This is a genomic window from Chroogloeocystis siderophila 5.2 s.c.1 (assembly GCF_001904655.1).
Taxonomy (GTDB): Bacteria; Cyanobacteriota; Cyanobacteriia; order Cyanobacteriales; family Chroococcidiopsidaceae; genus Chroogloeocystis; species Chroogloeocystis siderophila.
Genome location: NZ_MRCC01000018.1, coordinates 1 through 21,436 on the forward strand (window position 1 = coordinate 1; position 21,436 = coordinate 21,436).

General features: G+C 43.8%; 21 protein-coding genes. 10 read left to right on the forward strand and 11 right to left on the reverse strand.

The genetic code is table 11. The features are described 5' to 3' along the window. Positions 1-173: 173 nt before the first annotated feature. Positions 174-1,055, reverse strand: a complete 882-nt coding sequence (locus tag NIES1031_RS18935) for a helix-turn-helix transcriptional regulator (protein ID WP_073551043.1) — start codon at positions 1,053-1,055, stop codon at positions 174-176. Positions 1,056-1,261: 206 nt separating this feature from the next. On the opposite strand from NIES1031_RS18935, the gene NIES1031_RS18940 reads away from it, so the two are divergent. After that, positions 1,262-2,725, forward strand: a complete 1,464-nt coding sequence (locus NIES1031_RS18940) for a protein adenylyltransferase SelO (RefSeq protein ID WP_073551044.1) — start codon at positions 1,262-1,264, stop codon at positions 2,723-2,725. A gap of 82 nt (positions 2,726-2,807) precedes the next feature. Here the strand turns inward: NIES1031_RS18940 and gyrA are convergent, their stop codons facing one another. Next, on the reverse strand, positions 2,808-5,303 hold the full coding sequence (gyrA, locus tag NIES1031_RS18945) for a DNA gyrase subunit A (protein WP_073551045.1): 2,496 nt from the start codon (positions 5,301-5,303) through the stop codon (positions 2,808-2,810). 260 nt (positions 5,304-5,563) lie between these two features. Here gyrA and NIES1031_RS18950 point away from each other — a divergent pair, with 260 nt between their 5' ends. Further along, the gene (locus tag NIES1031_RS18950; protein WP_015187379.1) at positions 5,564-5,962 is read left to right on the forward strand and encodes a response regulator; all 399 of its coding nucleotides are present in this window, start codon (positions 5,564-5,566) and stop codon (positions 5,960-5,962) included. Positions 5,963-6,171: 209 nt separating this feature from the next. Here the strand turns inward: NIES1031_RS18950 and NIES1031_RS18955 are convergent, their stop codons facing one another. The 6 genes from NIES1031_RS18955 to psbO all read right to left on the reverse strand — a co-directional run bounded on the left by NIES1031_RS18955 (position 6,172) and on the right by psbO (position 12,040). Next, positions 6,172-6,471: a hypothetical protein gene (locus tag NIES1031_RS18955; RefSeq protein ID WP_218596867.1), complete on the reverse strand. Its 300-nt coding sequence runs from the start codon at positions 6,469-6,471 to the stop codon at positions 6,172-6,174. A 352-nt stretch (positions 6,472-6,823) separates the two neighbouring features. Further along, entirely contained in the window at positions 6,824-8,128 is a 1,305-nt protein-coding gene (gene hisS / locus NIES1031_RS18960; RefSeq protein WP_073551120.1) for a histidine--tRNA ligase, read from the reverse strand. 52 nt (positions 8,129-8,180) lie between these two features. After that, positions 8,181-8,471 carry an acyltransferase gene (locus NIES1031_RS18965; RefSeq protein WP_073551046.1) on the reverse strand — a complete coding sequence of 97 codons (291 nt, stop codon included), beginning with the start codon at positions 8,469-8,471 and terminating at the stop codon, positions 8,181-8,183. Positions 8,472-8,473: 2 nt separating this feature from the next. Next, positions 8,474-9,451: a hypothetical protein gene (locus tag NIES1031_RS18970; RefSeq protein ID WP_143167822.1), complete on the reverse strand. Its 978-nt coding sequence runs from the start codon at positions 9,449-9,451 to the stop codon at positions 8,474-8,476. A 134-nt stretch (positions 9,452-9,585) separates the two neighbouring features. After that, positions 9,586-10,371, reverse strand: a complete 786-nt coding sequence (locus tag NIES1031_RS18975; RefSeq protein ID WP_073551048.1) for an RNA polymerase sigma factor SigF — start codon at positions 10,369-10,371, stop codon at positions 9,586-9,588. A gap of 835 nt (positions 10,372-11,206) precedes the next feature. Continuing rightward, positions 11,207-12,040 (reverse strand): photosystem II manganese-stabilizing polypeptide, encoded by an 834-nt coding sequence (gene psbO / locus NIES1031_RS18980; protein ID WP_073551049.1) that lies wholly within the window; start codon positions 12,038-12,040, stop codon positions 11,207-11,209. 659 nt (positions 12,041-12,699) lie between these two features. Here psbO and NIES1031_RS18985 point away from each other — a divergent pair. Both NIES1031_RS18985 and NIES1031_RS18990 read left to right on the forward strand, forming a co-directional pair. Continuing rightward, entirely contained in the window at positions 12,700-13,095 is a 396-nt protein-coding gene (locus tag NIES1031_RS18985; protein WP_073551050.1) for a hypothetical protein, read from the forward strand. Positions 13,096-13,220: 125 nt separating this feature from the next. Next, the gene (locus NIES1031_RS18990; protein ID WP_073551051.1) at positions 13,221-14,696 is read left to right on the forward strand and encodes a leucyl aminopeptidase; all 1,476 of its coding nucleotides are present in this window, start codon (positions 13,221-13,223) and stop codon (positions 14,694-14,696) included. Between the two features lie 38 nt (positions 14,697-14,734). On the opposite strand, the gene NIES1031_RS18995 is transcribed toward NIES1031_RS18990, so the two are convergent. Next, positions 14,735-14,914, reverse strand: a complete 180-nt coding sequence (locus NIES1031_RS18995; RefSeq protein WP_073551052.1) for a hypothetical protein — start codon at positions 14,912-14,914, stop codon at positions 14,735-14,737. 135 nt (positions 14,915-15,049) lie between these two features. Next, positions 15,050-15,358 (reverse strand): YkvA family protein, encoded by a 309-nt coding sequence (locus NIES1031_RS19000; RefSeq protein WP_073551053.1) that lies wholly within the window; start codon positions 15,356-15,358, stop codon positions 15,050-15,052. A gap of 509 nt (positions 15,359-15,867) precedes the next feature. Here NIES1031_RS19000 and NIES1031_RS19005 point away from each other — a divergent pair. The 3 genes from NIES1031_RS19005 to NIES1031_RS19015 all read left to right on the forward strand — a co-directional run bounded on the left by NIES1031_RS19005 (position 15,868) and on the right by NIES1031_RS19015 (position 17,791). Continuing rightward, positions 15,868-16,608 (forward strand): MotA/TolQ/ExbB proton channel family protein, encoded by a 741-nt coding sequence (locus NIES1031_RS19005; protein WP_073551054.1) that lies wholly within the window; start codon positions 15,868-15,870, stop codon positions 16,606-16,608. 110 nt (positions 16,609-16,718) lie between these two features. Further along, complete coding sequence (locus tag NIES1031_RS19010) at positions 16,719-17,297, forward strand: ExbD/TolR family protein (protein ID WP_073551055.1); 579 nt, start codon at positions 16,719-16,721, stop codon at positions 17,295-17,297. Between the two features lie 134 nt (positions 17,298-17,431). Further along, entirely contained in the window at positions 17,432-17,791 is a 360-nt protein-coding gene (locus NIES1031_RS19015; RefSeq protein ID WP_015187366.1) for a phage holin family protein, read from the forward strand. A 168-nt stretch (positions 17,792-17,959) separates the two neighbouring features. Here the strand turns inward: NIES1031_RS19015 and NIES1031_RS19020 are convergent, their stop codons facing one another. Then, on the reverse strand, positions 17,960-19,771 hold the full coding sequence (locus NIES1031_RS19020) for an aspartate kinase (RefSeq protein ID WP_073551056.1): 1,812 nt from the start codon (positions 19,769-19,771) through the stop codon (positions 17,960-17,962). 332 nt (positions 19,772-20,103) lie between these two features. Here NIES1031_RS19020 and NIES1031_RS25805 point away from each other — a divergent pair, with 332 nt between their 5' ends. From NIES1031_RS25805 to NIES1031_RS19040, 3 genes are all read left to right on the forward strand, one after another. Continuing rightward, positions 20,104-20,238, forward strand: a complete 135-nt coding sequence (locus NIES1031_RS25805) for a hypothetical protein (protein WP_084544401.1) — start codon at positions 20,104-20,106, stop codon at positions 20,236-20,238. A 158-nt stretch (positions 20,239-20,396) separates the two neighbouring features. After that, entirely contained in the window at positions 20,397-20,882 is a 486-nt protein-coding gene (locus tag NIES1031_RS19035) for a calcium-binding protein (protein ID WP_073551057.1), read from the forward strand. Positions 20,883-20,884: 2 nt separating this feature from the next. Beyond that, positions 20,885-21,181 (forward strand): hypothetical protein, encoded by a 297-nt coding sequence (locus tag NIES1031_RS19040; RefSeq protein ID WP_073551058.1) that lies wholly within the window; start codon positions 20,885-20,887, stop codon positions 21,179-21,181. The last annotated feature ends 255 nt before the right edge of the window (positions 21,182-21,436 follow it).

Below are 21,436 nucleotides of genomic sequence, written 5' to 3' on the forward strand. Positions count from 1 at the left end.
AGGATGGTGCGGACCCATGTTCAGCACCATAGGTTCCGTTCTCGTTTCAATTCTTTTAACGTAAGACATAAGTTTAAGTGGGTAAAAATAAACAAACTAGTAGCTATTAACTATTACCCATGACCTATTGCCTAACTGTCTTGTAACTTCGTCCGATTTTTTGTATATTTTTGCTATTTTTGTAGGAGTTGTTTGGGGGTCACGCCTACTATACGTTTAAAGTGTCGATTAAGATGGCTTTGGTTAGCAAAACCGACTTTGTAGGCAGTATCTGCGATCGCTGCACCTTGAAGAAGTAACACTTTAGCACGTTCCACTCGAGTGCGAATTACGTACTGATGCGGAGTTAACCCGATTGACTGTTTAAACAAGTGACAAAAATAATGCGGACTCATCTGCACCACGGCTGCAAGTTCAGCTAAGCCCAAATCTCGGTCTAAATAGTCATTAATATAATCAACAACTTGCTGCAATTTGCGTTTTGATAAACCACCTGCATATTCGCGTATTGGTTTTCGTGCTGAATAGTGCTGTAATAGATGAACGCTTAAGGCGTTTGCCATTGTCTCCGCATAGAGACGACTGTTTTGATCGCTTGCAAGTACTGTCTTTAGTGCTAAACCGATTTGAAAAACAAGTGGATCAGGTGTTGCAAAGTGTGGTATAATATCGACCTCTTCAGAGGTATCATCAACAGCGCGAGCAAACGTATCTTTCTCAAGTGCTAAGAGAATGAAGTCGCCTTCAGCATTCCAACTTGCTTGAGTCGAAACATTTGCAGGAGCAATAACAATATCTCCACCAAATACTGCGTCTTGATGAAAGCGTCCATCTAATTTGCGATCTGCATGAATAGCATAATTACCGTGCGTGAAAATAGCAATTGAGTGCCAACGTGGACTATACATCTCAGGAACTTCATCCGCTGGCTGACACATATAGCCCAGCATAATGCCATCCCAACCCGCCTGAAAACTTGTGAGAATTGGTGGACGTGGGAAAATCTGTAAAACTTTATCTTCTCGATCCAGAACTAACGGGTTCTCATGTGGCATTATCTTGAATCCTGTCTATTAATCATAATTGTCTATTCTTTTTTACTTTCTCTGTCTAATAATCTTATATATGTCTAGTAACCCTAAAGTGATAAACGTTATTAGTCTAGGCATTTGCACCTGTTGCTAAAATTTAAAGATTTGGGACAACTTCAGTAAGTAGAGGACAAAAGCTAGAGTAAAGGTTGAACACTGCCTTAGCTAATATGAGTCTCGCTGAAACACCCACAAGCCGAAATTCTTCTAACCCACTTCTCGCGCTTAACTACGAACCTGCTATAGAATCTTTAGGCGACGATTACTTTGATCCAGTTGTCGCAGCAGAATTTCCGACACATATTCTCCGCTTTCGCAATGATGCGCTACTCCCACTATTAAAGCTCGTTCCGCGAGCGGTTACAGACACACACTTCATTGAAGCTTTTGGTAAATTCCAAGGACGCGAACCGTTATTAGCCCTACGCTATCACGGCTACCAGTTCGGTCAATACAACCCGTATTTAGGAGATGGTAGAGGTTTTCTCTACGGACAAGTACGGGCTACTGATGGCGAACTTTATGATTTTGGTACAAAAGGTTCAGGAACAACACCCTACTCGCGTAGCGCTGATGGTCGATTAACTCTCAAAGGTGGTGTACGCGAGATTTTAGCTGCTGAAGCTTTGCATCAAATGGGTGTTCGCACTAGTCGCTGTCTTAGCCTGATTGAAACGGGAGAAGCATTATGGCGCGGTGATGAACCTTCCCCGACGCGATCTTCTGTAATGATCCGTTTTAGCCGATCGCACATTCGCTTTGGAACTTTCGAGCGCCTACACTACATCGAGCGTCCCGACTTAATTCAAAAACTCCTCAACCACGTTATCGAATACTACTATCCCTCAATTAGAGGCAAAGCTGACCAATACGCACTCTTCTATGCAGAACTCGTCAAACGTGTCGCCGAACTCACAGCCCAGTGGATGGCAGCAGGCTTCTGTCATGGAGTGCTAAACACCGATAATATGTCAATTACGGGTGAAAGCTTCGATTATGGTCCTTATGCTTTCATTCCCTCCTACGATCCGCTATTTACTGCTGCGTATTTTGATTACTATCGTCGCTACTGTTACGGCAGACAACCGAGTGTTTGTAAATTAAATTTAGAGCTTTTGCAAGAACCCTTACAAGCTGTCATTTCCCCTGAAGATATGGAAGTAGGTTTGTCAATGTTTGACGAGCATTACCATATAAAATACAGCAAATTAATGTTGAAGAAATTAGGCTTTTCTCAGTTACCTGTTACTGAAGGAGAGGAACTTGTACAAACTACTATTCAACTTCTACAAGAAACACAAGTAGGTTATCACGACTTTTTTAAAAAACTAACACAAGACTTTTCACCAAAATGGCAAGAAGATGCTAATTCAATTTTAGACACATCAGATTTACCTTGGGATACCTCTGCTGAATTACTAAAAAAATGGCGTAATTTATATCATAAATATTCGACAGAAATAACTCAGTTTGAAGAAACAAGTATAGCAAGACAACTTCAGCAAAGTAATCCTCAAATTGCCCTACTTCGACCAGTCATTGAATCAGTTTGGGAACCAATCGCTCAAGAAGACAACTGGCTACCATTTTACGATTTATTAGGACAACTCACGAGATCTAGCAACATTATCTGAATCGTTAAGCATCACTAATACAAGCTACTTTAATCCTATGAACCATTACTTCTTACCAACCTCACAAAGTTCAAACTAACATTTAGTCAATTGCTACTACCTCAATAACTTTCTCCCCAGGATTGAGTTCAGCAATGCGATCGCCTACACCATCTTTACCCCGAATCGTCACTTGAGCGACAGGTATCCGCACAACTCTTTGCGTATTTGTCACCAAAGCCACCTCATCAGTAGCCAACACCATTCCTGCTAAAGCATCTGATTTAGAAGTAAACTGTATTGCCTGCGTCCCAATATCACCACGATTTCCCTGACGTAGCGTGCTTGCTGATACTCGTTTCGCCAATCCTGATTGTGACACCAACAGCACATTATCGCCCAAGTTATCGAGCGCCACACCACCGACTAACTTTTCTTGCTTGCGGAGCCGCAATGCTTGTAAACCTACAGCAGTACGCCCCATAATCGGCAGTTGCTCATCATTTACAGGAAAACGCAACAGTCTCCCACCAATTGTAGCGAGAACCAAATTTTGTTCAGGTTGTACGACAAGCGCTGCTAGTAACTCATCATCATCTTTAAACTTAATGATCGTTAAACCGCGATTGGTAATACTCAGAAACTCAGTCATCGCCAACCGCTTGATTTTTCCTAATTTCGTCAATAAGACAAGTTGTGTAGTTTCTGGATCATCGGGTAACAAGAATTGCGCTGCAACAGTTTCCGCAGCCGCCGAGTTAGGAAGCAAGCCAATTAATGGACTACCACGCTTTTCTCCGCGTCCTGATGTCGGAATTTCACCAACTTGTACCGGAAACACCTTACCGCTACTAGTTAATACAAGCAACGTTTGGTCAGTTTTGGCACTTTGAGTTTGAATCACACAATCATACTCAGAATTACCATTTTCCGCTTTTGATTTTCGGCTTCCACGTTGACCGTTTGGCGATCGCTTGACGTATCCCCGCTGCGTAAACTCTAAAACCACTTCTTCCACAGGCTGTACATCGAGTGGTAAGGCTTGAGGTTTTGATTGAGTTTGTTTTTCTCCTACCTTTTTCTCTGGGATGGGTTGCACATTATGCGCTAACTTTGTGCGCCGCGCATCGCCAAACTTCCGCTTAAGCGATCGCAAATCTTTTTTGAGGGCTTTGAGTAACTCGCGGCGATCATTGAGTAACTTTTTTAAGTCTTGAATTTGTGTGTTTAAAGCTTCAAATTCTTTTTTGAGATTCTCCTGTTCTAAATTTGTCAGGCGACGCAGTGGCATTGCTAAAATAGCATCTGCTTGGGTTTCGGTTAAATCAAACCGACTTTGCAAGGTCATTTTGGCAGTACTACCATCACTCGCCTGACGTAAAATCGCAATCACGTCATCAAGATGTGATAGCGCCCGCAGTAAACCTGAAACAATATGAACGCGGCTTTCGGCTTGATGTAACTGATGCGTATAGCGGCGATTCAATGTTTCTTCGCGGAACTTGAGGAATTCACGTAAGAGTTCGCGTAAACTTAACTGACGCGGTTGTCCATCAACAAGTGCTAATAGAATCGCCCCAAAGTTCACTTGTAGCGCGGTTTGATGATATAGATGCTGTAATACGTCTTGCGGATTATTGTCGCGCTTGAGTTCAATGACAACGCGCATTCCCGTGCGATCGCTTTCGTCGCGAATATCGGCAATACCCTCTAAGCGTCCTTGGTTAACTAATTCTGCAACTTTTTCAATCCAACCCGCTTTATTTACTTGAAACGGCAACTCAGTAATTACAATCGCTGTACGTCGCTTACTGCCACGTCCTCCAGGAACTTCTTCGACTTGCGCGACTCCTCGTAGCGTCATGCTGCCGCGTCCAGTGCTGTAGGCTTCGCGAATGCCCGCTGTTCCGATGATTTCGCCACCAGTGGGAAAGTCAGGTCCAGGAATCAGTTCAAATAACTTTTCATCTGATAATTCTGGTTGATCGATCAGCGCAATCAAACCATCAACCAATTCTCCCAAGTTATGCGGCGGAATATTTGTTGCCATCCCTACTGCAATTCCTGCACAACCATTCAACAGCAGCACAGGTAACTGCGCGGGTAGAACCACAGGTTCTTGCTGTGAATTGTCAAAGTTGCTGATAAATTCAATCGTTTCTTCGCCGATCTCCGCTAACAACGCCTCGTGGCTAATCGGTGCTAAGCGCGTTTCGGTGTAACGCATCGCGGCTGGTGGATCGTTATCGACCGAACCAAAGTTACCATGACCTGCAAGTAAAGGATAGCGACTCGAAAAGTCTTGTACTAATCGCACTAGGGCATCGTACACTGCTTGATCGCCGTGAGGGTGATATTTACCAAGCACGTCTCCAACAACACGGGCGCACTTGCGATAAGGGCGATCAGGAGTTAGCCCTAGTTCGTGCATCGCGTACAAAATCCGGCGGTGAACTGGCTTTAACCCATCACGCACGTCGGGTAATGCCCGCCCGACAATCACACTCATGGCGTATTCAAGGTATGACCTTTGCATTTCTGTATGCAAAGCTGTGGGAATGACCTGTCCCTGCGAGAGAAGGTTTAACTGTTTCGCCATGAATTCTGTTCCCTGATTCCTAACAACAAAAAGCGTCGTGTAATTTATAAACAATGAACAATAGCATAAAGGATAAATTGCTTTTGCCAGTATTTCAGCGGTAGTCGTTGAGCAATTAGCAGTAGTATTATCCTTAGATTAGAGGCAACTATTTTATAACTTAAAATACCTCTTAATGTTTTTAATTAAGATGGTAGTCTTTGCCATATTAATAATCTGTTCATTTATGAATATTCAATAAACTTGAAGCAACTACTCTCATGAAAACTGTATTGATTGTGGAAGACGATTTAATTAATGCACGGGTTTTTTCCAAAATTTTGACTAAACGTGGTGGCTTGGGTGTCAAGCATACCGAAAATGTCGAAGAAGTGATGAAAATAGCCGCAGCGGGAGAAGCCGACATCATTTTGATGGATGTTTCGCTCTCGCGTAGCGTTTACCAAGGTCGAGCCGTTGATGGTATTAAGATTACCCAAATGTTGAAAGCCAATGCACAAACTGCCAAATTGCCGATTATTCTGGTGACAGCCCACGCGATGGAAGGCGATCGCGAAAGTTTTCTCAAGCAAAGTGGCGCTGACGGGTACATTTCCAAACCTGTTGTTGACCATCAACAGTTTATCGAGCAAATTTTGGCATTGCTGCCAAAAGACTAACAATACCTGCGTTGTTTTCACTTAATTCCTCTACCGTAAGGAGTCTGATGCTACCCTTACCACAGTTATTAACCAGAACGATTCTAGTTTAGTACAAAAATACTATCAAAAATACTATTCTGGAGGAGCGAGTGGGAGTGTGCGGGGTGTGGGAGGTGTGGGAGAGATTTAATTATGATTTTTTACAACCCACCTACTCTACAACTCAACTACCCTAATACCCTATCTAGAGCTTCTTGTAGTACTGGGCAAGTGGTAATTCCTAAAGCCGAGCTTGTCATAGGTGCGACTGCTGCGCAAACATCCTCAACAGCCTTTTGTTGACTCACACGCCAATCGGGATAAAGTTCTCGATAAACGTCAAAATCCATCATTTTCTCAATTGAATCAAAAACTGGTGTCCATGCTCGCAGCGAAAGGCGAATGACTTCATCAAGTTGCTGCACGTTGTAAGGTTCAATCCGTACTTCTATATGAACTTCAGTTAATAGACTTCCTGCATGAATCATAGATGTCCTTCAACTGAAGTCGGAGCTACTCAAACTAAGTGTGCAAGGCAGCACTCTATTAAGTCATAGATTTATGAGTAAGCCCACTTCCGTGGACTTTATTTGTTTAGTAGCGAATTTATTCGCAATTCTTTTCATGCAGGTGGTTTAATGTTTAAGATTTCCAAGCAATGAAGCTACTGAACCTTCTTAAAACCGACATTCAAATGAGTTTCTATCATAGTTTTGGTGGATTTCACTTCATGAGCGTGTTACTCAATTTGAAATTGCTCAAATAGTTGACTAAAGTCCTCGGTTGGACCTGCTAGTTCAACGTTTGTTCATTCATGATGACCCATTTTTATAACTCATATTATCTGCGATCACCCCTCGCTCCTCGCTCCCAACCCCTGCTTAGCTGGCTTCGCAGTTCTTCAATGTTGGCAAGTAATTCAGCTTGTGAAATCGCACTTTGTTCTTTTGATGCCATCCACTTGAGTTTCACTGTGTGGTTTGCGGCTTCTTCGTCTCCTAAAATGAGACAAGCGATCGCTCCACTACGATCTGCCCTGGCAAATTGTTTCTTAAAAGCACTCCCACTCAAATCGAGATCTACGCTAAACCCTGCTTGACGTAACTGCTGTGCTAAAACAAGTGCCTGTGCTTCAGCCGCATCCCCGCGCGAAACAATGTAAAAATCCATGCTTGGTAGAGCAGGTTCCTGTAGTTTTTGGAGTAACAAAATTAGGCGCTCTAAACCAATTGCCCAACCAACCGCAGGCGTTTCAGGACCACCCAACTGCGCAACTAAACCATCGTAACGCCCACCGCCACAAACTGTTGCTTGCGCACCCAAGTCATCCGACTGAATTTCAAACGCCGTATGTGTATAGTAATCGAGTCCGCGTACCAAGCGCGGGTTGAGTTGATAGCTGATTCCTAAATTAGTGAGTAGCTGCTGTACCTTGTCGAAGTGCTGCCGCGAGTACGTACCTAGGTGATCTAAAATACTAGGTGCATTTTGGGCGATTTCTTGCGTGCGTTTGTCTTTACTATCGAGAATCCGCAACGGATTGCGACTCAAACGCTCTTGCGAATCAGGATCTAATTCATCTTTGTACGGTGTTAAGTAATCTACTAGTGCTTGGCGATAGGCGTTGCGATCTTCGAGATTACCCACCGAGTTGATATCGAGGTGAAGGTTTTTTAATCCCAAACTTTGTAAGATGTGTGTTGCGATCACAATCACCTCAACATCGGCTCGCGGATCGGCACTTCCCAACACTTCCACACCTAATTGATGAAATTGCCGCTGACGTCCTGCTTGCGGACGTTCGTAGCGAAACATGGGACCTGTATACCACAACCGTTGCACGCCGCCTTGAGTATACAAACTGTGTTCGATCAGCGATCGCACCACACCTGCTGTTCCTTCGGGGCGTAACGTAATCGAGCGATCGCCGCGATCGCGAAACGTATACATTTCTTTACCTACCACATCGGTTGCTTCGCCAATACCCCGCTCAAATAACTCAGTTTGCTCAAAAATTGGGGTGCGAATTTCGCGATATGCTGCTTTGAGAAGAATATCTCGTGCTGTCGCTTCCACCTTTTGCCAGTACCCTACTTCCTCTGGCAATATATCCCGCGTTCCGCGTAATGCCTGAATTTCGCCCATCAACTGTTTATCTAAATTGCGTTTTTCAGTTACGGATCGCAAGAAAAAAATCTTACTGCGCAATTGCAGAGTTGAGTTTTCTAAATGCACCGTAACGATTCTGATAGTATGCCAAAATTTGCGCGACTCGTTGGTGACTTACCGAGTTAGCGTGTTGGTTGTACTGAATCCACAACCCCCCAATTTGACTATGGTTGTAATCGAATTGCTGATAAGCTGCTGGATACAGCCCCGTTTCGACTCCATCAACCTGCTGCAAATGCGCGGCAATTTCTCGATAAACGGCTAACGGCAACCCAGGAAATTCAATTTCATCCTTTAATTGATTTTGATTCACTTGCATGATTAAAACTCTCCTGGACCAGGCGTAACAGGTGGAGGTGATGGAATTGGAGTTGCATTAGGAACTGTAGGCGGATTAATGGGAACAGGTACAGGGGTAGGGATACTTGCTGGCGGTGCAGGTGACGTTACTTCTGGTGGTACATCAGGTTCAGCTTCTTCCGATGGCGATGGAGTTGGTGTGGGAGTTGGTGCCGTTGCATCTGGAGTATCTGATTCGACAGCTTGCTCGCCAATCGCCTTGGCAACCTCAACGCCATACTGTTCTAAAATTACCACAGGTTCAATCCCAGGAGTCATCTCAATTCGTTTAACGAGAATTTCCCCGTTAGAAAGCCGTTGTCCAACACGGACGTAGCGACTTGTTCCCTCGTTGGGAACTTGCACGATCGCCTGTAACTGTTCGCCAATTTGAACGACACCAGAAACCGCGACTTTTCGAGCTAATTCAGGCTCAGGAATTGACGGTAAAGCGGGCGGGAAAGCACCCTCATCCGGTGGTGGGAAGGGAATACCGTTATCTGGCGCTACTGGCGGAGTATTGACAGGTGTGCCTCCGTTTGCAGGCGAACTAGGAGGACGTGTAGCGATCACATCTGCACCCTGACCATTACGATTCCCTGTTGCTTGTGGAGTGGTTGTTGATGGCGATGCTGGGGTGTTACTTGGGCTAGCTGATTGTGAGGCGACTTGTGAGGAAGTTTCCCTAGATCTTGTCTGAATAAACAGCCCCGCAAAAGGATCTTGGCGACCAGTTTGTACTTGCTTGGCGCGTTGACTACCGTTAGTTGGTTGAATGAGGCTCGGAGAAACGGCGACGGTAGGTGATTGAGCGATTGTCGGCGGCGGAAATGGCTCCGCAGTTGGTGCGCTTTGTGCTTCCGGCGGCGGTGTTGAGCTAATATCTTCGCTGTTGTTGCCACAACTTGCGATCGGCAGTACTATCATTCCGAATGCGGCGAGCGCGGAAAGTTGACGCATTGCCCTTACTCCAACACATTGATTATCAAAATTTCCTTCCAACCCGCTACCTTTCAACATCTCAAATCCAGACTTCTGGTACTTTTATACCTTAGATTAGTTAAGCTACAGTACTTGAGTTGTCCGAAGATATTTTAATCTTCTGCTCCTACCATTAATTGCTTTAAAGAATCAAGTCCTTTTTTTACGCGACGCGAAACGGTGACAACGCTAATACCTAAGTGTTCTGCCACTTCTTTCTGCGTCAAATCATATAAAAACACAAATTTCAAAATTTCGTGCGTGCGTTTCTCTAATTGATACAACGATTGTTGTAAACGAAGTCGGTCTTCTTGTGCGAGTTGAAAGCTACGATAGTCGGAATCCGGAACGATTTCTCCTAAGCAGGTTGTTCCTTCGTCAGATTCTTGGACAGGCATATCTAAGCTTAAAGGAGCGCGATTTGCCCACGCAAGTTTGACCTCTTGCCACTCCTCAATAGAAATATTCAATGCTTCAGCGATTTCGGTATCTGATGGTTGACGGTTATATTTCTGACGTAACTCGCGGGCGACACCTACAGCTTGCTGCTGTAAGGCTAACCAGCGGCGCGGAATGCGCACCATCACGCCTTTATCGCGTAAGTAATGCTGAATCTCGCCGCGAATATATGGAACCGCGAAGGAACTAAACGCATGACCTTTAGACAATTCAAAGCGCTCAACAGCGCGAATTAAGCCAATGCAGCCCACTTGTAGTAAATCTTCATAACTTTCTGTGCATTGATTGCTCCAGTAGTGTGCCTCTTTTCGTACTAACCCTAAATTGAGGGTAACAAGCTGGTTGCGGATCGTTTGAGAGCGACCTTGCTCGTAATCTCGCAGTAGAGTTGCACTTTTTTGCTTCAATTCGTTGTGATTCGCGGTATAACTTAGCACCATAATTACAGTAATAATTGAATAACAATAAAGGCGTTACTACTGCGTCGCGCCACTAATTGCTCTTGTCTGCTGAAACAATTGATAGCATTAAAGCTAAGTAGCACGCTAGCCAGCCTAAATAAGCTAAAAATAATTATTCAACGCTTAAATTAGCCAATAACAGCATCTAAAGAAGGTTGACTATCTTCAGCTTAGATTGTTCGCTGCTGACTAATTTAGAGTATTAATTTTTTCTGTTTTGATACCACCGAAATAACACTGAAGTTTCTCTGTACTGATTTAGATTCTCCTCAAAAACCCGTAAGATACGTACTTTTTGCTGAAATTGGTGACTTGAGATATGAGGTTGAATTTGTATCAGGCTACAAAAAAATAAACAACTAAACTATGACTATAAAGCCATTAGCATTTAGCTGTTGGTTGTTAGCAATAAGCAAGGCTGCGTAAGAGTTCACCTGTACATGAACTTATAGGAAGGAAAACGCAGAGCGTCTTTATTTATATTTATGACTTTTAATCCTGGAATTTTGCTAAAAGCTCGCTTTTTTACAATTTGTCTTCATGAATAACCTATATGGATGGTTAATAGCTGGTTTGATATTATGAATTTTTATAGTGATAAACAACGAGAACGGCTATTGCTAATACTCAGTCAGTAGCCACTTTACAACAGCAGCGGTCAATAAAAAAGAGAGACTAAACACCCTCTTTACAAAATCTATAATTACGCTAAAGCCACTTTAATTTGCGACCCCACATGGAGGAGATGGAAAGGACTGAGACATCTTTTTGAATCCTTCCGTATCTCCTATAACGTTACGTTAACAGCGAGGTTCTAGGTTGTTGGTTCAATTCGAGCATAAAACAGACCACGAATCTTGACATCTAGAGCTTCACGCGCTCCTAAGTCAGTATCTGATGGCTGTTCGCTCTCAAATGTACCTGCAATTTCACCGGTGCTGCTATCTACTTTAGCAACTTGCAAGGAAATCCTGCCCTTTAAGTTTGGAGTTTGCTTGCGGTTTGCCCGAATGAGTTCTTCACTGTCGGCTTGCGCGGGAAGCGCAACTGCATTATCGTAACCTGTTACAACACCACGACCTTTAGGATCGAGGAATGCACCAGAACGATACGAAGGCACTTTGAATTCACCTTCAAAATCGGTAGAAGTGTTGATGCTAGTCAATCCTGGTTGGGTTTGGGCAACTAGATCCTTAATCGTGAATAGAAAAGGAACTCGTTCGCCTCCAGGAAGCTGCACAGTAATTGCTTGGAAGTCAAGCCCGTCTTCTTCAACAAATGTTAGACTGCCATCACTATTTACATTGAGCTTGCCTTGTACTTGGTCAATTGTAGAAGTGTAACGAGTCAACAATTTTCCAGCAATATATTCTGGTTTTTGGCGTTTATTCGTGGGTTCTTCTTTCACAAAAAAGGTGGTTGGTTCCAAGCATAGCTCAACTATTCTGTATGACTGATTAGAATCTATGGCAATGGAACCACGCGTTGTTTCTGATAGTTGTGGACATTTGTTAGCTAGACCTGTACCTCTGATCTGGTCATAGGTGAGTACATCTCTACTGCTAGCAGAGGCAGGACCCTCACTACAAGCGGTTAGTACACCCAGGCACATTGCCAAAAATGCAACAATTAGAGCGCGATACCTCATGGTCAACCTCAATCTTTTAACTTTGTATTTAACCTGCAAACATAATCTGCCAAGGGAATTGAATATTAGGCGCATATCAACTTGTTTTACCAAGAGCTATAGCACAACGGCATGACAGTCCTTACGACGACGATAGACAGTCGCGCTTCAACGCTCGTACTCGGTGGAAAAATATAGGGGGTAAATGGCATTTTACTTGTACCTATAGAACTTACCTTTAGAGATTCATTGAACCGCTGGGATTTAGCTCAGGTCTGACGGTTTGCAGAATGGATCAGCCCAGATCCCAATACAAAATTTTACACGGCGATGTCGCCAATACATTGAACATTACACAAACTAAGACAATACTGTTGTCAAGTTGACGTAATACTGTCGATATTAAAGAAAATTCAACCACACAAAGGTAGGCATTTTTTTTGTAAATTATTTTATCAATTTGCCCAAGTTACGGTTAATTTAAGTTGACGAAATGCCCAAAATGTGTAACATATTTGCAAAAAAGAGGAGCGCACGATAGAAGTGGGCATGATGGATGTGATTGATACTTTCCACTGGAGAACATGATTGTACAGAATTTGACCATTTGCCTGATTCATTTGCTCTAAATTATTTTATTGTTTTGCTTGAAACCGCAGGGCAGGATTGCGTAACAAGTAGTGCAACAGATTGAAGAAGGAACCCTAATTTTGAGTCAGGACAATCAGCAGGCTGAACTGCAAGCGATCGTCGGTGCTGTACGTACTTTGGCAGCGAACTGTCAAGGTAATAATATTGCTCTTTTAGCTGTACTGCGGCAGTTAGAGGAACTACACCGAGAAATTCGCGATGGCATATTTCAAGCATCTTTGCCAGATAATCGTCAAGCGCTATACGCGTTACTTAGAGATATTGAATCGCAAGGTGGCTGGCCTTATATTGAGCGCATGAGACTACAAGCCTTGTTCGCGAACTGGGAAGCAGCGACACAAAGCAATCACATCGCGGATGAGACGAAAACTGATGTTACTAAGACTTTAGAATCGCACAATGGTGAAGTAACAATTTGGGACTAAGAGCGAGTGGTTAGTGGCTAGGGATTAGTGACGATAAGAATTCCTTACTCTGACCCCTGACCTCCGACCCCTGATCCCTATAATTTGAGCGATACTGGTACAAGAAGCTTTAATACAGAACAGAAATGGAAATTCGAGCAATTGATACCCCGCTTCTAGATTGGACTGGGGATTGTCTTGCTATTGGCTTATTTGAGGAAACGGAGGAGTTACAGGGTGATGTAGCTCAACTCAACGATAAGTTTGCTGGGGCGCTGAAGGAAATTATTGAGGAAACTGAATTCAAAGGTAAAGAAGGGAGTAGTGCGGTAACGCGAATTGGTGGCGCAAGCCCAGTGCGGAAAGTATTCTTGATCGGGTTGGGAAATCAAGAAACGCTGAAATTAGACAGTTTGCGCCGCGCTGGTGCTACAGTGGCTCGATTAGCCAAAAAAGAGAAGTGTAAAATGGTAGGCGTGGATTTACCGACAGTAGATAACGCTCCTGCCGCAACCGTACAAGCGATCGCCGAAGGCTTACAACTTGCTTCCTATCAAGACAATCGCTTTAAGTCTGAACCCGAAGAGAAAGTTGTAGTTGAACGCGTTGATTTACTGGGATTTGCAGGACAAGAAGCGGCGATCGCCCGTGCAAATTCGATTTGTGCGGGAGTCAACTTGGCACGCGAATTAGTCGCCGCGCCAGCCAACGAAGTGACGCCAATTACACTCGCTGAAACTGCGCAGAGAATTGCCGATGAACACGGATTACAGGTTGAAATTCTCGAACGCGAGGAATGTGAAAAACTGGGTATGGGAGCTTTTTTAGGCGTTGCCCAAGCTTCTGATTTACCACCTAAGTTTATTCACCTGACTTACAAACCCGAAGGGACGCCAAAGCGTAAACTAGCGATTATTGGTAAAGGTTTAACGTTTGATTCTGGCGGCTTAAACATCAAAGCAGGTCCAGGTAGCAGCATTGAGATGATGAAAATGGACATGGGCGGGGCTGGTGCGACGTTAGGCGCGGCAAAAGCGATCGCGCAACTTAAGCCGGATGTCGAAGTTCATTTTATTAGTGCGGCAACCGAGAATATGATTAGCGGTCGCGCGATGCATCCTGGCGACATTCTCAAGGCTTCTAACGGCAAAACGATCGAAGTCAACAACACCGATGCGGAAGGTCGATTAACTTTAGCTGATGCGCTTGTCTTTGCAGAGAAGTTGGGCGTTGATGCGATTGTTGATTTAGCAACACTCACGGGTGCGTGTATTATTGCCTTGGGCGATGAAATTGCAGGCTTGTTCTCGCCTGATGATGAACTAGCACAACAACTGACCCAAGCTGCGGAAGTGGCTGGCGAAAAACTTTGGCGGATGCCGTTTGAGGAGAAATACTTTGAAGGGCTAAAATCTGGAATTGCTGACTTTAAGAATACAGGACCGCGTGGGGGTGGCTCGATTACCGCTGCGTTGTTCTTGAAACAGTTTGTTAAGGAAACGCCTTGGGCGCATTTGGATATTGCAGGTCCTGTTTGGACTGACAAAGAAAATGGATGTAGCAACCCTGGTGCTACGGGTTATGGCGTACGCACATTAGTTCATTGGGTTCTTAGCAATTAGACAGCTATAGGGCAGCGAGTATGATGATAACTCCTGCCTTATTTTTGCTTTTGTTGTTCGTCAGTAATCGCCTGTTTGATTTCTGGCTTATCGAGGAGGTCTTTCGCCATATCCATAAACTTAAGGCTATCTGGATGAATAGTTTTTCTTTGTAGTGTTGGTATAGCTTCAGAATCAAACTGGTCTTCTGGAGGTGGAGATGGGCGATCTGAATACATACGTTCCTTGCTGAACTCGCCTTTAGAAAAATTCTAGCGAATTTTATCGACAATTAAGCTTAACACTTGTACTAGCTAAAAGTCCCTCCTGTTATCTTGTGCGATCGCTGGTGATAAAGGAGGGAAACTGAGTCGCTATTTGACCGATACCGCATCAACGTCAATAGTGCTTGCTGTTGTACCCGTATTTGCATCAGCGGCCTGTTGTTGAGTGTTAGCTTTACGTGCTTTGACACCTTCCATCAACATCTGAGAAACTTCTGCAACTAAGAGTGATAGCAAAAAGACATCATCCACTTGCCCGACAACTGGCAGAAAATCTGGTGCAATATCAAACGGTAGCAGAAAATAAAACGCTGTCCCTAAGATTACCCACCAGCGATATTTAGGATTGCGCAGGAGATTCCGATACCAATTATAAACCGCTTGGATGCTAAAGTTCATAAAACATAATTACCTTACAGTTACTTTTATCCTGACAGACGTGACAGCAAATTTATGGTAGAAATAACCGTCTGCTTTTTGTTTGGGAAATGCTACCTGCAACATTTCGCAAGACCTTCCTCCAGATAGGTGTGGCTGAAATTGAAGTTATTTGCTAGTTTCTACAATTAATTGCTTTAAACTACTGGCGAGATGATGTTATTGAGCTAGCTGTTTATAAGATAGACAAATATAAACTATGGTGCTGAAGATGAAACGGTATTGCCTGCATCTAACCAACGGCAATTCTGCGACTTCGTTAGACGCGATCGTAGTTTGTCTCTCTAAAAAATCAGATATGCTTTGAAGACAATCTTGATCTATTCTAAATCCGAGGTGTAAAGGCTCTGATCGATATCGCTGAAGCAGGATGACAAGTAATCTGGTGCGTCGAGCATAACTATTGACGACGTGACTTGCATAATGAGGTACTTTGCAAAAAGTCTAGTGAACGGAGGCACGCGGAAACGGTGGATGTTATAGAAATATTTAGAAATGGTGGACCAGCAATGTTACCCTTGCTGGCGCTATCGATTTTGTCTTTGAGTGTAATTATCGAGCGCTTGTGGTTTTGGTTTAGGATTCTGAACCAGGAACGCGAAATCGTCAACCGCATTCTTTATGCAGCGCGCGATAATTGGGCTGGCGCGACGCAGCTTGCCAAAAGAGCAACAGATCAACCTATTGGGAGATTTCTTTATGCGCCTTTGCGCTTATCTCGACCTGATCCAGAACTCTTTCGCCTGGCGTTAGAATCAACGGCAGAAGACGAGTTAGCAGCAATGCGCCAAGGAGAAAAAATCCTCGAAGCAGTGATTGCACTAGCCCCCTTACTTGGTTTGCTGGGAACTGTACTCGGCTTAATTCGGTCTTTGCGAAATATTCGTCTTGGCGATCTTGGAACTGCTTCGGCGGCGGGCGTTACCTTGGGTATCGGTGAATCACTGATTAGTACAGCGGCTGGTCTTGTGGTCGCGATCGTGAGCTTAGCATTTTATCGATTGTTCCAAGCTTTTGTTGTTAACCAAGTCAAAGTTTTTCGGAAAGCAGGAAGTGAGTTAGAAGTTTTGTATCGCCAAACTTGGGGTGATAGTAGTGCTGATATTCAAAGCGCTACACCGCGCACAAATATTGTTCAGCGTGATACCACCGAAGGTTATCGTATTCCCCCACGTTCGGAAAAGAAAGGTCCTGATACTTCACCGCTGTAAGCTTCTTCATCTGAGTAGCTTATGTTAACAAGTTTTCTCCTCACACGTTAATTGCGAGTTGACAACAAAAGTCAACTTTCTGGATCTAAAATCTTTTTCAATGTTCCAACATGAAAATCAATTTACATTCTCCAATTGAAGAAGTTCAAGTTCAAATTATTCCGCTGATCGATGTCATTTTTTGTATCTTGACGTTTTTCTTGTTGGCGGCATTACAATTTACTCGGCAGCAAGCGATTAATGTAGACTTACCTAGAGCCACTACAGGGACACCGCCGGAGATTCGCCAAACTTTAATTGTGACATTGGATGCGATCGGACAAACGTATGTTGAGCAAGAGCCAGTATCGCGCGATCAACTCACGCAGCGATTGCAGGCGTATCGCCAGGCAAATCCAGAAGGCATCATGGTGTTAAATGCTTCACGGACTGCGAGTTACAACGAAGTCATTCAAGTCCTCGATCTTCTCCGCGCAGTTGGCGGTGATCGCGTTGCTCTAGCAACGCTACCAGGCGATACTAATCCTGGTGTCAGCCCTACAGTTCCCGTTGTTCCTGGAGTTGTCCCTTCACCAGGCACAACGCCAACTATCCCACAAGACAATCTTAACGCCCCGATTCCAACAATTCCTCCTGTACCTGCTCCTAATCAATCCCCAATTTCTCCGACAACACCTGCGGTTCCATAAGGAATAATTTAGTCCGCACTAGAAGCACTGAATTTCTGCCAATTTGTAGATGTATAATTGCTTTTGCTTAAGGTAGTTTATTGTCAACAATGAACTTTAGATAAATCATCAATTTTTAAGCTGAGGATATACTTATGTTGGTAGAGCTTTTAATCGCATGGTTGGTAAGCGCATCAAGCTTACTACTAGTGACCAAATTACCTGTAGGAGTTGAAGTCGATAGTACTCCTAAGGCCTTTATTTCAGCAGCAGTTTTGGGAATTGTAGCGGCTGTAGTTAATCCTATTTTAAAAGCCGTATTTTTTATTCCTAATGTAGTAACATTTGGTTTATTATCTGGTGTTTTCACCTTCATTATTGGTGCTATTAGTTTAGCTGTTGCAGCTTCTTTAGTAAGTGGATTTCGCTTACGTGCAGGAATTTGGAGTGCTTTAATCGGAGCATTAGCACTCTCAGTTGTGAGCAATCTAATATATGGTTTTGTCTCTCTGTAGAAAATGAATTGCCCTGCGACTGAAGTCGGGGTTATCCAAGTCAAGTGTGCCTCCGCACACTGTTGGTAAGAAATATGAAGGGTAAGTTATGTTTGAAGTTCACTGAGGTGAACTTTGTTTATTTAGCGGCGAATTTATTCACTGAGTCTTGTTGCTAGAGAGTTATTGCTAAGCGGGAACTTCAATTTGCTGATTGCTTCCTAGTTCAAAAGCTGCATGAATTGCTTTTAACGCAGTAGTGCCTTGTTCTTGGGCAACAACACAGCTAATTTTAATTTCAGAGGTAGTAATCATCTGAATGTTAATTTGGTGTTGCGCAAGTGCTTCAAACATCCTGGCAGCGACGCCTGGTTGTCCAACCATTCCTGCACCAACAACACTGACTTTGGCGATCGCACTATCAACAACAACTTCACCCCAACCAAACTTGCTAGCTGCGGCTTCTAACACTTGACGTGCTTCTTCCGCATCAATTTGTGCCACAGTAAAAGCAATATCGCGCTTGGGTATGCCGTCAATGACACGACAGCGCTGTGATTGAATAATCATATCAACGCTGATATTACGCTCTGCTAAAAGTCCAAATAACTTCGCGGCGGTTCCTGGGCGATCAGCTACTTGACGAATGGCAAGTTGGGCTTGCTTGAGGTCTAACGCAACACCTCGAACAGGTGGTGATATTGAATTGGAAATTACTGATTGTGATTCTGACTTGTGAACGCGATCAATTTCAAAAGCTTTGCATAAAACATCAATCGCGCGATCGCAATCTTCTGCATCAATAACGCAACTCACCTTGACTTCGGAAGTAGAAATCATTTGAATATTGATTCTGGCATCGGAAAGCGTCGCAAACATTTGGGCGGCGACACCAGGACGCCCAATCATTCCAGCACCGACAATGCTTACTTTGGCAATTTGTTGCTGTACCATCACTTCCGCTTCTTCTTGGGCGTTATTGTGTGATCGCAGTACAGGGGCGATCGCTTGTGCGACAGCTTCCGCGCGTTTGAGAATCGGTGTTGTTACAGTAAATGCAATATCGTTCGTGTTACCTTCGTGAATCGATTGAATAATTAAATCGACATTTAAATGTTGCCGCGCAATTTCTCCAAACAAGCGCGCCGCAACACCAGGGCGATCGGGAACGCGTAGTAAAGCAACTTTTGCTTGATCGGTGTCGTATTCTACGCCATCTACTGGTTTGGTGATTTCTAAACCAACAAGCGATCGCGGTTGTGGTGGAGGAGAAACAACTCTGGTTCCAGGATCGTCTGTCCAACTCGAACGTACGACTAACTCTACACCATAATTTCGCGCAATTTCCACTGCACGCGGGTGTAGTACTTTTGCACCCAAACTCGCGAGTTCTAACATTTCATCGCAGGTGATTTCGCTCATCAGCTGCGCTTCGGGTACGATGCGCGGATCTGTTGTTAAAATCCCTGGTACATCAGTATAGATTTCACAGCAATTTGCTTTGAGTGCAGCGGCTAAAGCAACCGCAGAAGTATCCGAACCACCACGCCCTAGCGTTGTAATTTCCCAATCTGTGGTACTACTAATACCTTGAAATCCGGCGACAACAACAACTTTGCCATCTTTGAGATGTCGCTCAATACGTTCTGAACTAATATTGAGAATGCGCGCGCGGGTATGTTCGGCTTCAGTGACAATTCCTACTTGTGCGCCAGTTAGTGAAATCGCAGGTTGTCCTAATTCTTGTAATGCCATACTTAGTAGTGCGATGGATACTTGTTCTCCTGTCGAAAGCAACATATCCATTTCGCGGCGACACGGATTAGAAGAAATTGCATTAGCTAATTTGACTAGTCCATCGGTAGTTTTACCCATTGCGGAAACAACAACAACAAGTGAGTTTCCTGCTTTCACGGTTTGCATCACGCGCTGAGCAACTGCAATAATGCGTTCTGCTGAACCAACCGAGGTACCACCATATTTCTGGACAATGAGTGCCATAGCTTTTCTGCGATTAATCCTGCCTACTAAAGTGCGAATAACTTAAATTTACCTGTGCCAAGGCCAAGCAGCACAATTATGTTAACCAGCTTAACTAACTTAGCAGACTCAGAGCGTGCGATCGCACCTTTATGTTAATTTCTGTGTCTATATTTTTAGCGCAATCAGCATTGTTTTCAACTTGCGTCATGGCCACTTGAATTAATTGCTGCTACTTACAATCGTTCAACAAAAGTAATGGCAGTCATCAAGGGAACTTTTGGTAATGATACTTTACTTTAACCGGAACACAATTTGCAGACACTCTCTTTGGTTTTGCGGGAAATGACTTATTGTTAGGTCGCGGTAGTAACGATGTTCTGAATGCAGGTGCAGGAAATGATTCGCTCAATGGTGAATTAGGTATTGATACACTTGATGGTGGGGCGGGTAATGATACTATGAAATTGATAATACAAATGACATAATCAACGAAGCCATAAATAGTGGAATAGATACCGTTTTCGCTTCGAGAAACTATACTTTAGGTAATAATTTAGAGCAGCTAATCCTGACAGGAAATGCGGCAATTAATGGCACAGGTAATAGCTTAAATAACGTTATCACAGGCAATAACAATAAAAATGTGCTACGCGGCGCAGTGGGGAATGATAACCTGAATGGAGGCGATGGAAGTGACATACTCAGCAGCAGTGCAGTATCTGCTATTTTCGGTGATGATGACCCTTACGACGGCGGCGATTTCAGTTCAGATATCTTATACGGCGGTGATGGCAATGATACTTACATCATTGCTGAATCAAGAGATGTAATTAATGAAACAGTTAACGGTGGCATTGATCCGGTTATTGCTCACCGTAGCTATACTTTAGGGAACAATTTAGAAAATCTGACCTTGGCTGAGCCTCAATACAGCAGTGGTAATTTCCGGATTACAGGTAACGGTCTGAACAATAGAATTGTTGGTAATTCAAAAAGAAATGTTTTGCAAGGTCAAGCCGGTAATGATTCACTCAACGGTGGTGCAGGAGATGATACGCTCAGCTTTGGAGTAATTGATCGCCGTCTCGATGGCAGTAGCGGTACGGATACTCTCACAGTAGAATACTAGCGGTGATCACAATCGATTTGACAGCGCTACGCAACAATCAAATTCGAGATATTGAAATTATCGATCTCGCAGGTACAGGCAACAACAGTCTGATTCTGACACGCTTGGATTTGCTCAACTTATCAGATACAACCAATCTTTTGATTGTGAATGGTAATGTGGGCGATTCATTGCGCTCAACTACTCAAGGATGGCTGAGTGGTGGTTCAACGATACTCAACGGCATTGCCTACAATCAATTCACTTCTGGCGTGGCGACACTGTTGGTGGATGCTGATATCACGCTGACGATTTCTTAAACCGATGTGATGCGACGATCATATATCGTGTCAGGGTTTGGCCATGCCAAACCCTGAGATTGATCGCGATGCACTAACCGTATGATTGACTGCGATAAACCATCCCTGCAATCGACCGTGCTGGTGGTTGGTTCTTTGCCTATTACTGGCATTTTGGTATTGGTTGCAGGGTATTACTTCTCATCGCTAGTTACTAGTCACTAATGTTATATCAAGTTGCCCTGGGTATAAAATGGTAATCTAGCCTTGGTGTTG

What these genes read in the sequence shown, in the direction of transcription:
- NIES1031_RS18965 (WP_073551046.1), bottom strand. Translation starts at nt 8,471, where the DNA reads ATGCAAGTGAATCAAAATCAATTAAAGGATGAAATTGAATTTCCTGGG.
- NIES1031_RS18970 (WP_143167822.1), bottom strand. Translation starts at nt 9,451, where the DNA reads ATGCGTCAACTTTCCGCGCTCGCCGCATTCGGAATGATAGTACTGCCG.
- NIES1031_RS19000 (WP_073551053.1), bottom strand. Translation starts at nt 15,358, where the DNA reads ATGAACTTTAGCATCCAAGCGGTTTATAATTGGTATCGGAATCTCCTG.
- hisS (WP_073551120.1), bottom strand. Translation starts at nt 8,128, where the DNA reads ATGGGCGAAATTCAGGCATTACGCGGAACGCGGGATATATTGCCAGAG.
- NIES1031_RS18940 (WP_073551044.1), top strand. Translation starts at nt 1,262, where the DNA reads ATGAGTCTCGCTGAAACACCCACAAGCCGAAATTCTTCTAACCCACTT.
- NIES1031_RS18950 (WP_015187379.1), top strand. Translation starts at nt 5,564, where the DNA reads ATGAAAACTGTATTGATTGTGGAAGACGATTTAATTAATGCACGGGTT.
- NIES1031_RS18955 (WP_218596867.1), bottom strand. Translation starts at nt 6,471, where the DNA reads ATGATTCATGCAGGAAGTCTATTAACTGAAGTTCATATAGAAGTACGG.
- NIES1031_RS18935 (WP_073551043.1), bottom strand. Translation starts at nt 1,055, where the DNA reads ATGCCACATGAGAACCCGTTAGTTCTGGATCGAGAAGATAAAGTTTTA.
- NIES1031_RS19020 (WP_073551056.1), bottom strand. Translation starts at nt 19,771, where the DNA reads ATGGCACTCATTGTCCAGAAATATGGTGGTACCTCGGTTGGTTCAGCA.
- NIES1031_RS18975 (WP_073551048.1), bottom strand. Translation starts at nt 10,371, where the DNA reads ATGGTGCTAAGTTATACCGCGAATCACAACGAATTGAAGCAAAAAAGT.
- NIES1031_RS19010 (WP_073551055.1), top strand. Translation starts at nt 16,719, where the DNA reads ATGAAAATCAATTTACATTCTCCAATTGAAGAAGTTCAAGTTCAAATT.
- NIES1031_RS18995 (WP_073551052.1), bottom strand. Translation starts at nt 14,914, where the DNA reads ATGTATTCAGATCGCCCATCTCCACCTCCAGAAGACCAGTTTGATTCT.
- NIES1031_RS19015 (WP_015187366.1), top strand. Translation starts at nt 17,432, where the DNA reads ATGTTGGTAGAGCTTTTAATCGCATGGTTGGTAAGCGCATCAAGCTTA.
- gyrA (WP_073551045.1), bottom strand. Translation starts at nt 5,303, where the DNA reads ATGGCGAAACAGTTAAACCTTCTCTCGCAGGGACAGGTCATTCCCACA.
- NIES1031_RS18990 (WP_073551051.1), top strand. Translation starts at nt 13,221, where the DNA reads ATGGAAATTCGAGCAATTGATACCCCGCTTCTAGATTGGACTGGGGAT.
- psbO (WP_073551049.1), bottom strand. Translation starts at nt 12,040, where the DNA reads ATGAGGTATCGCGCTCTAATTGTTGCATTTTTGGCAATGTGCCTGGGT.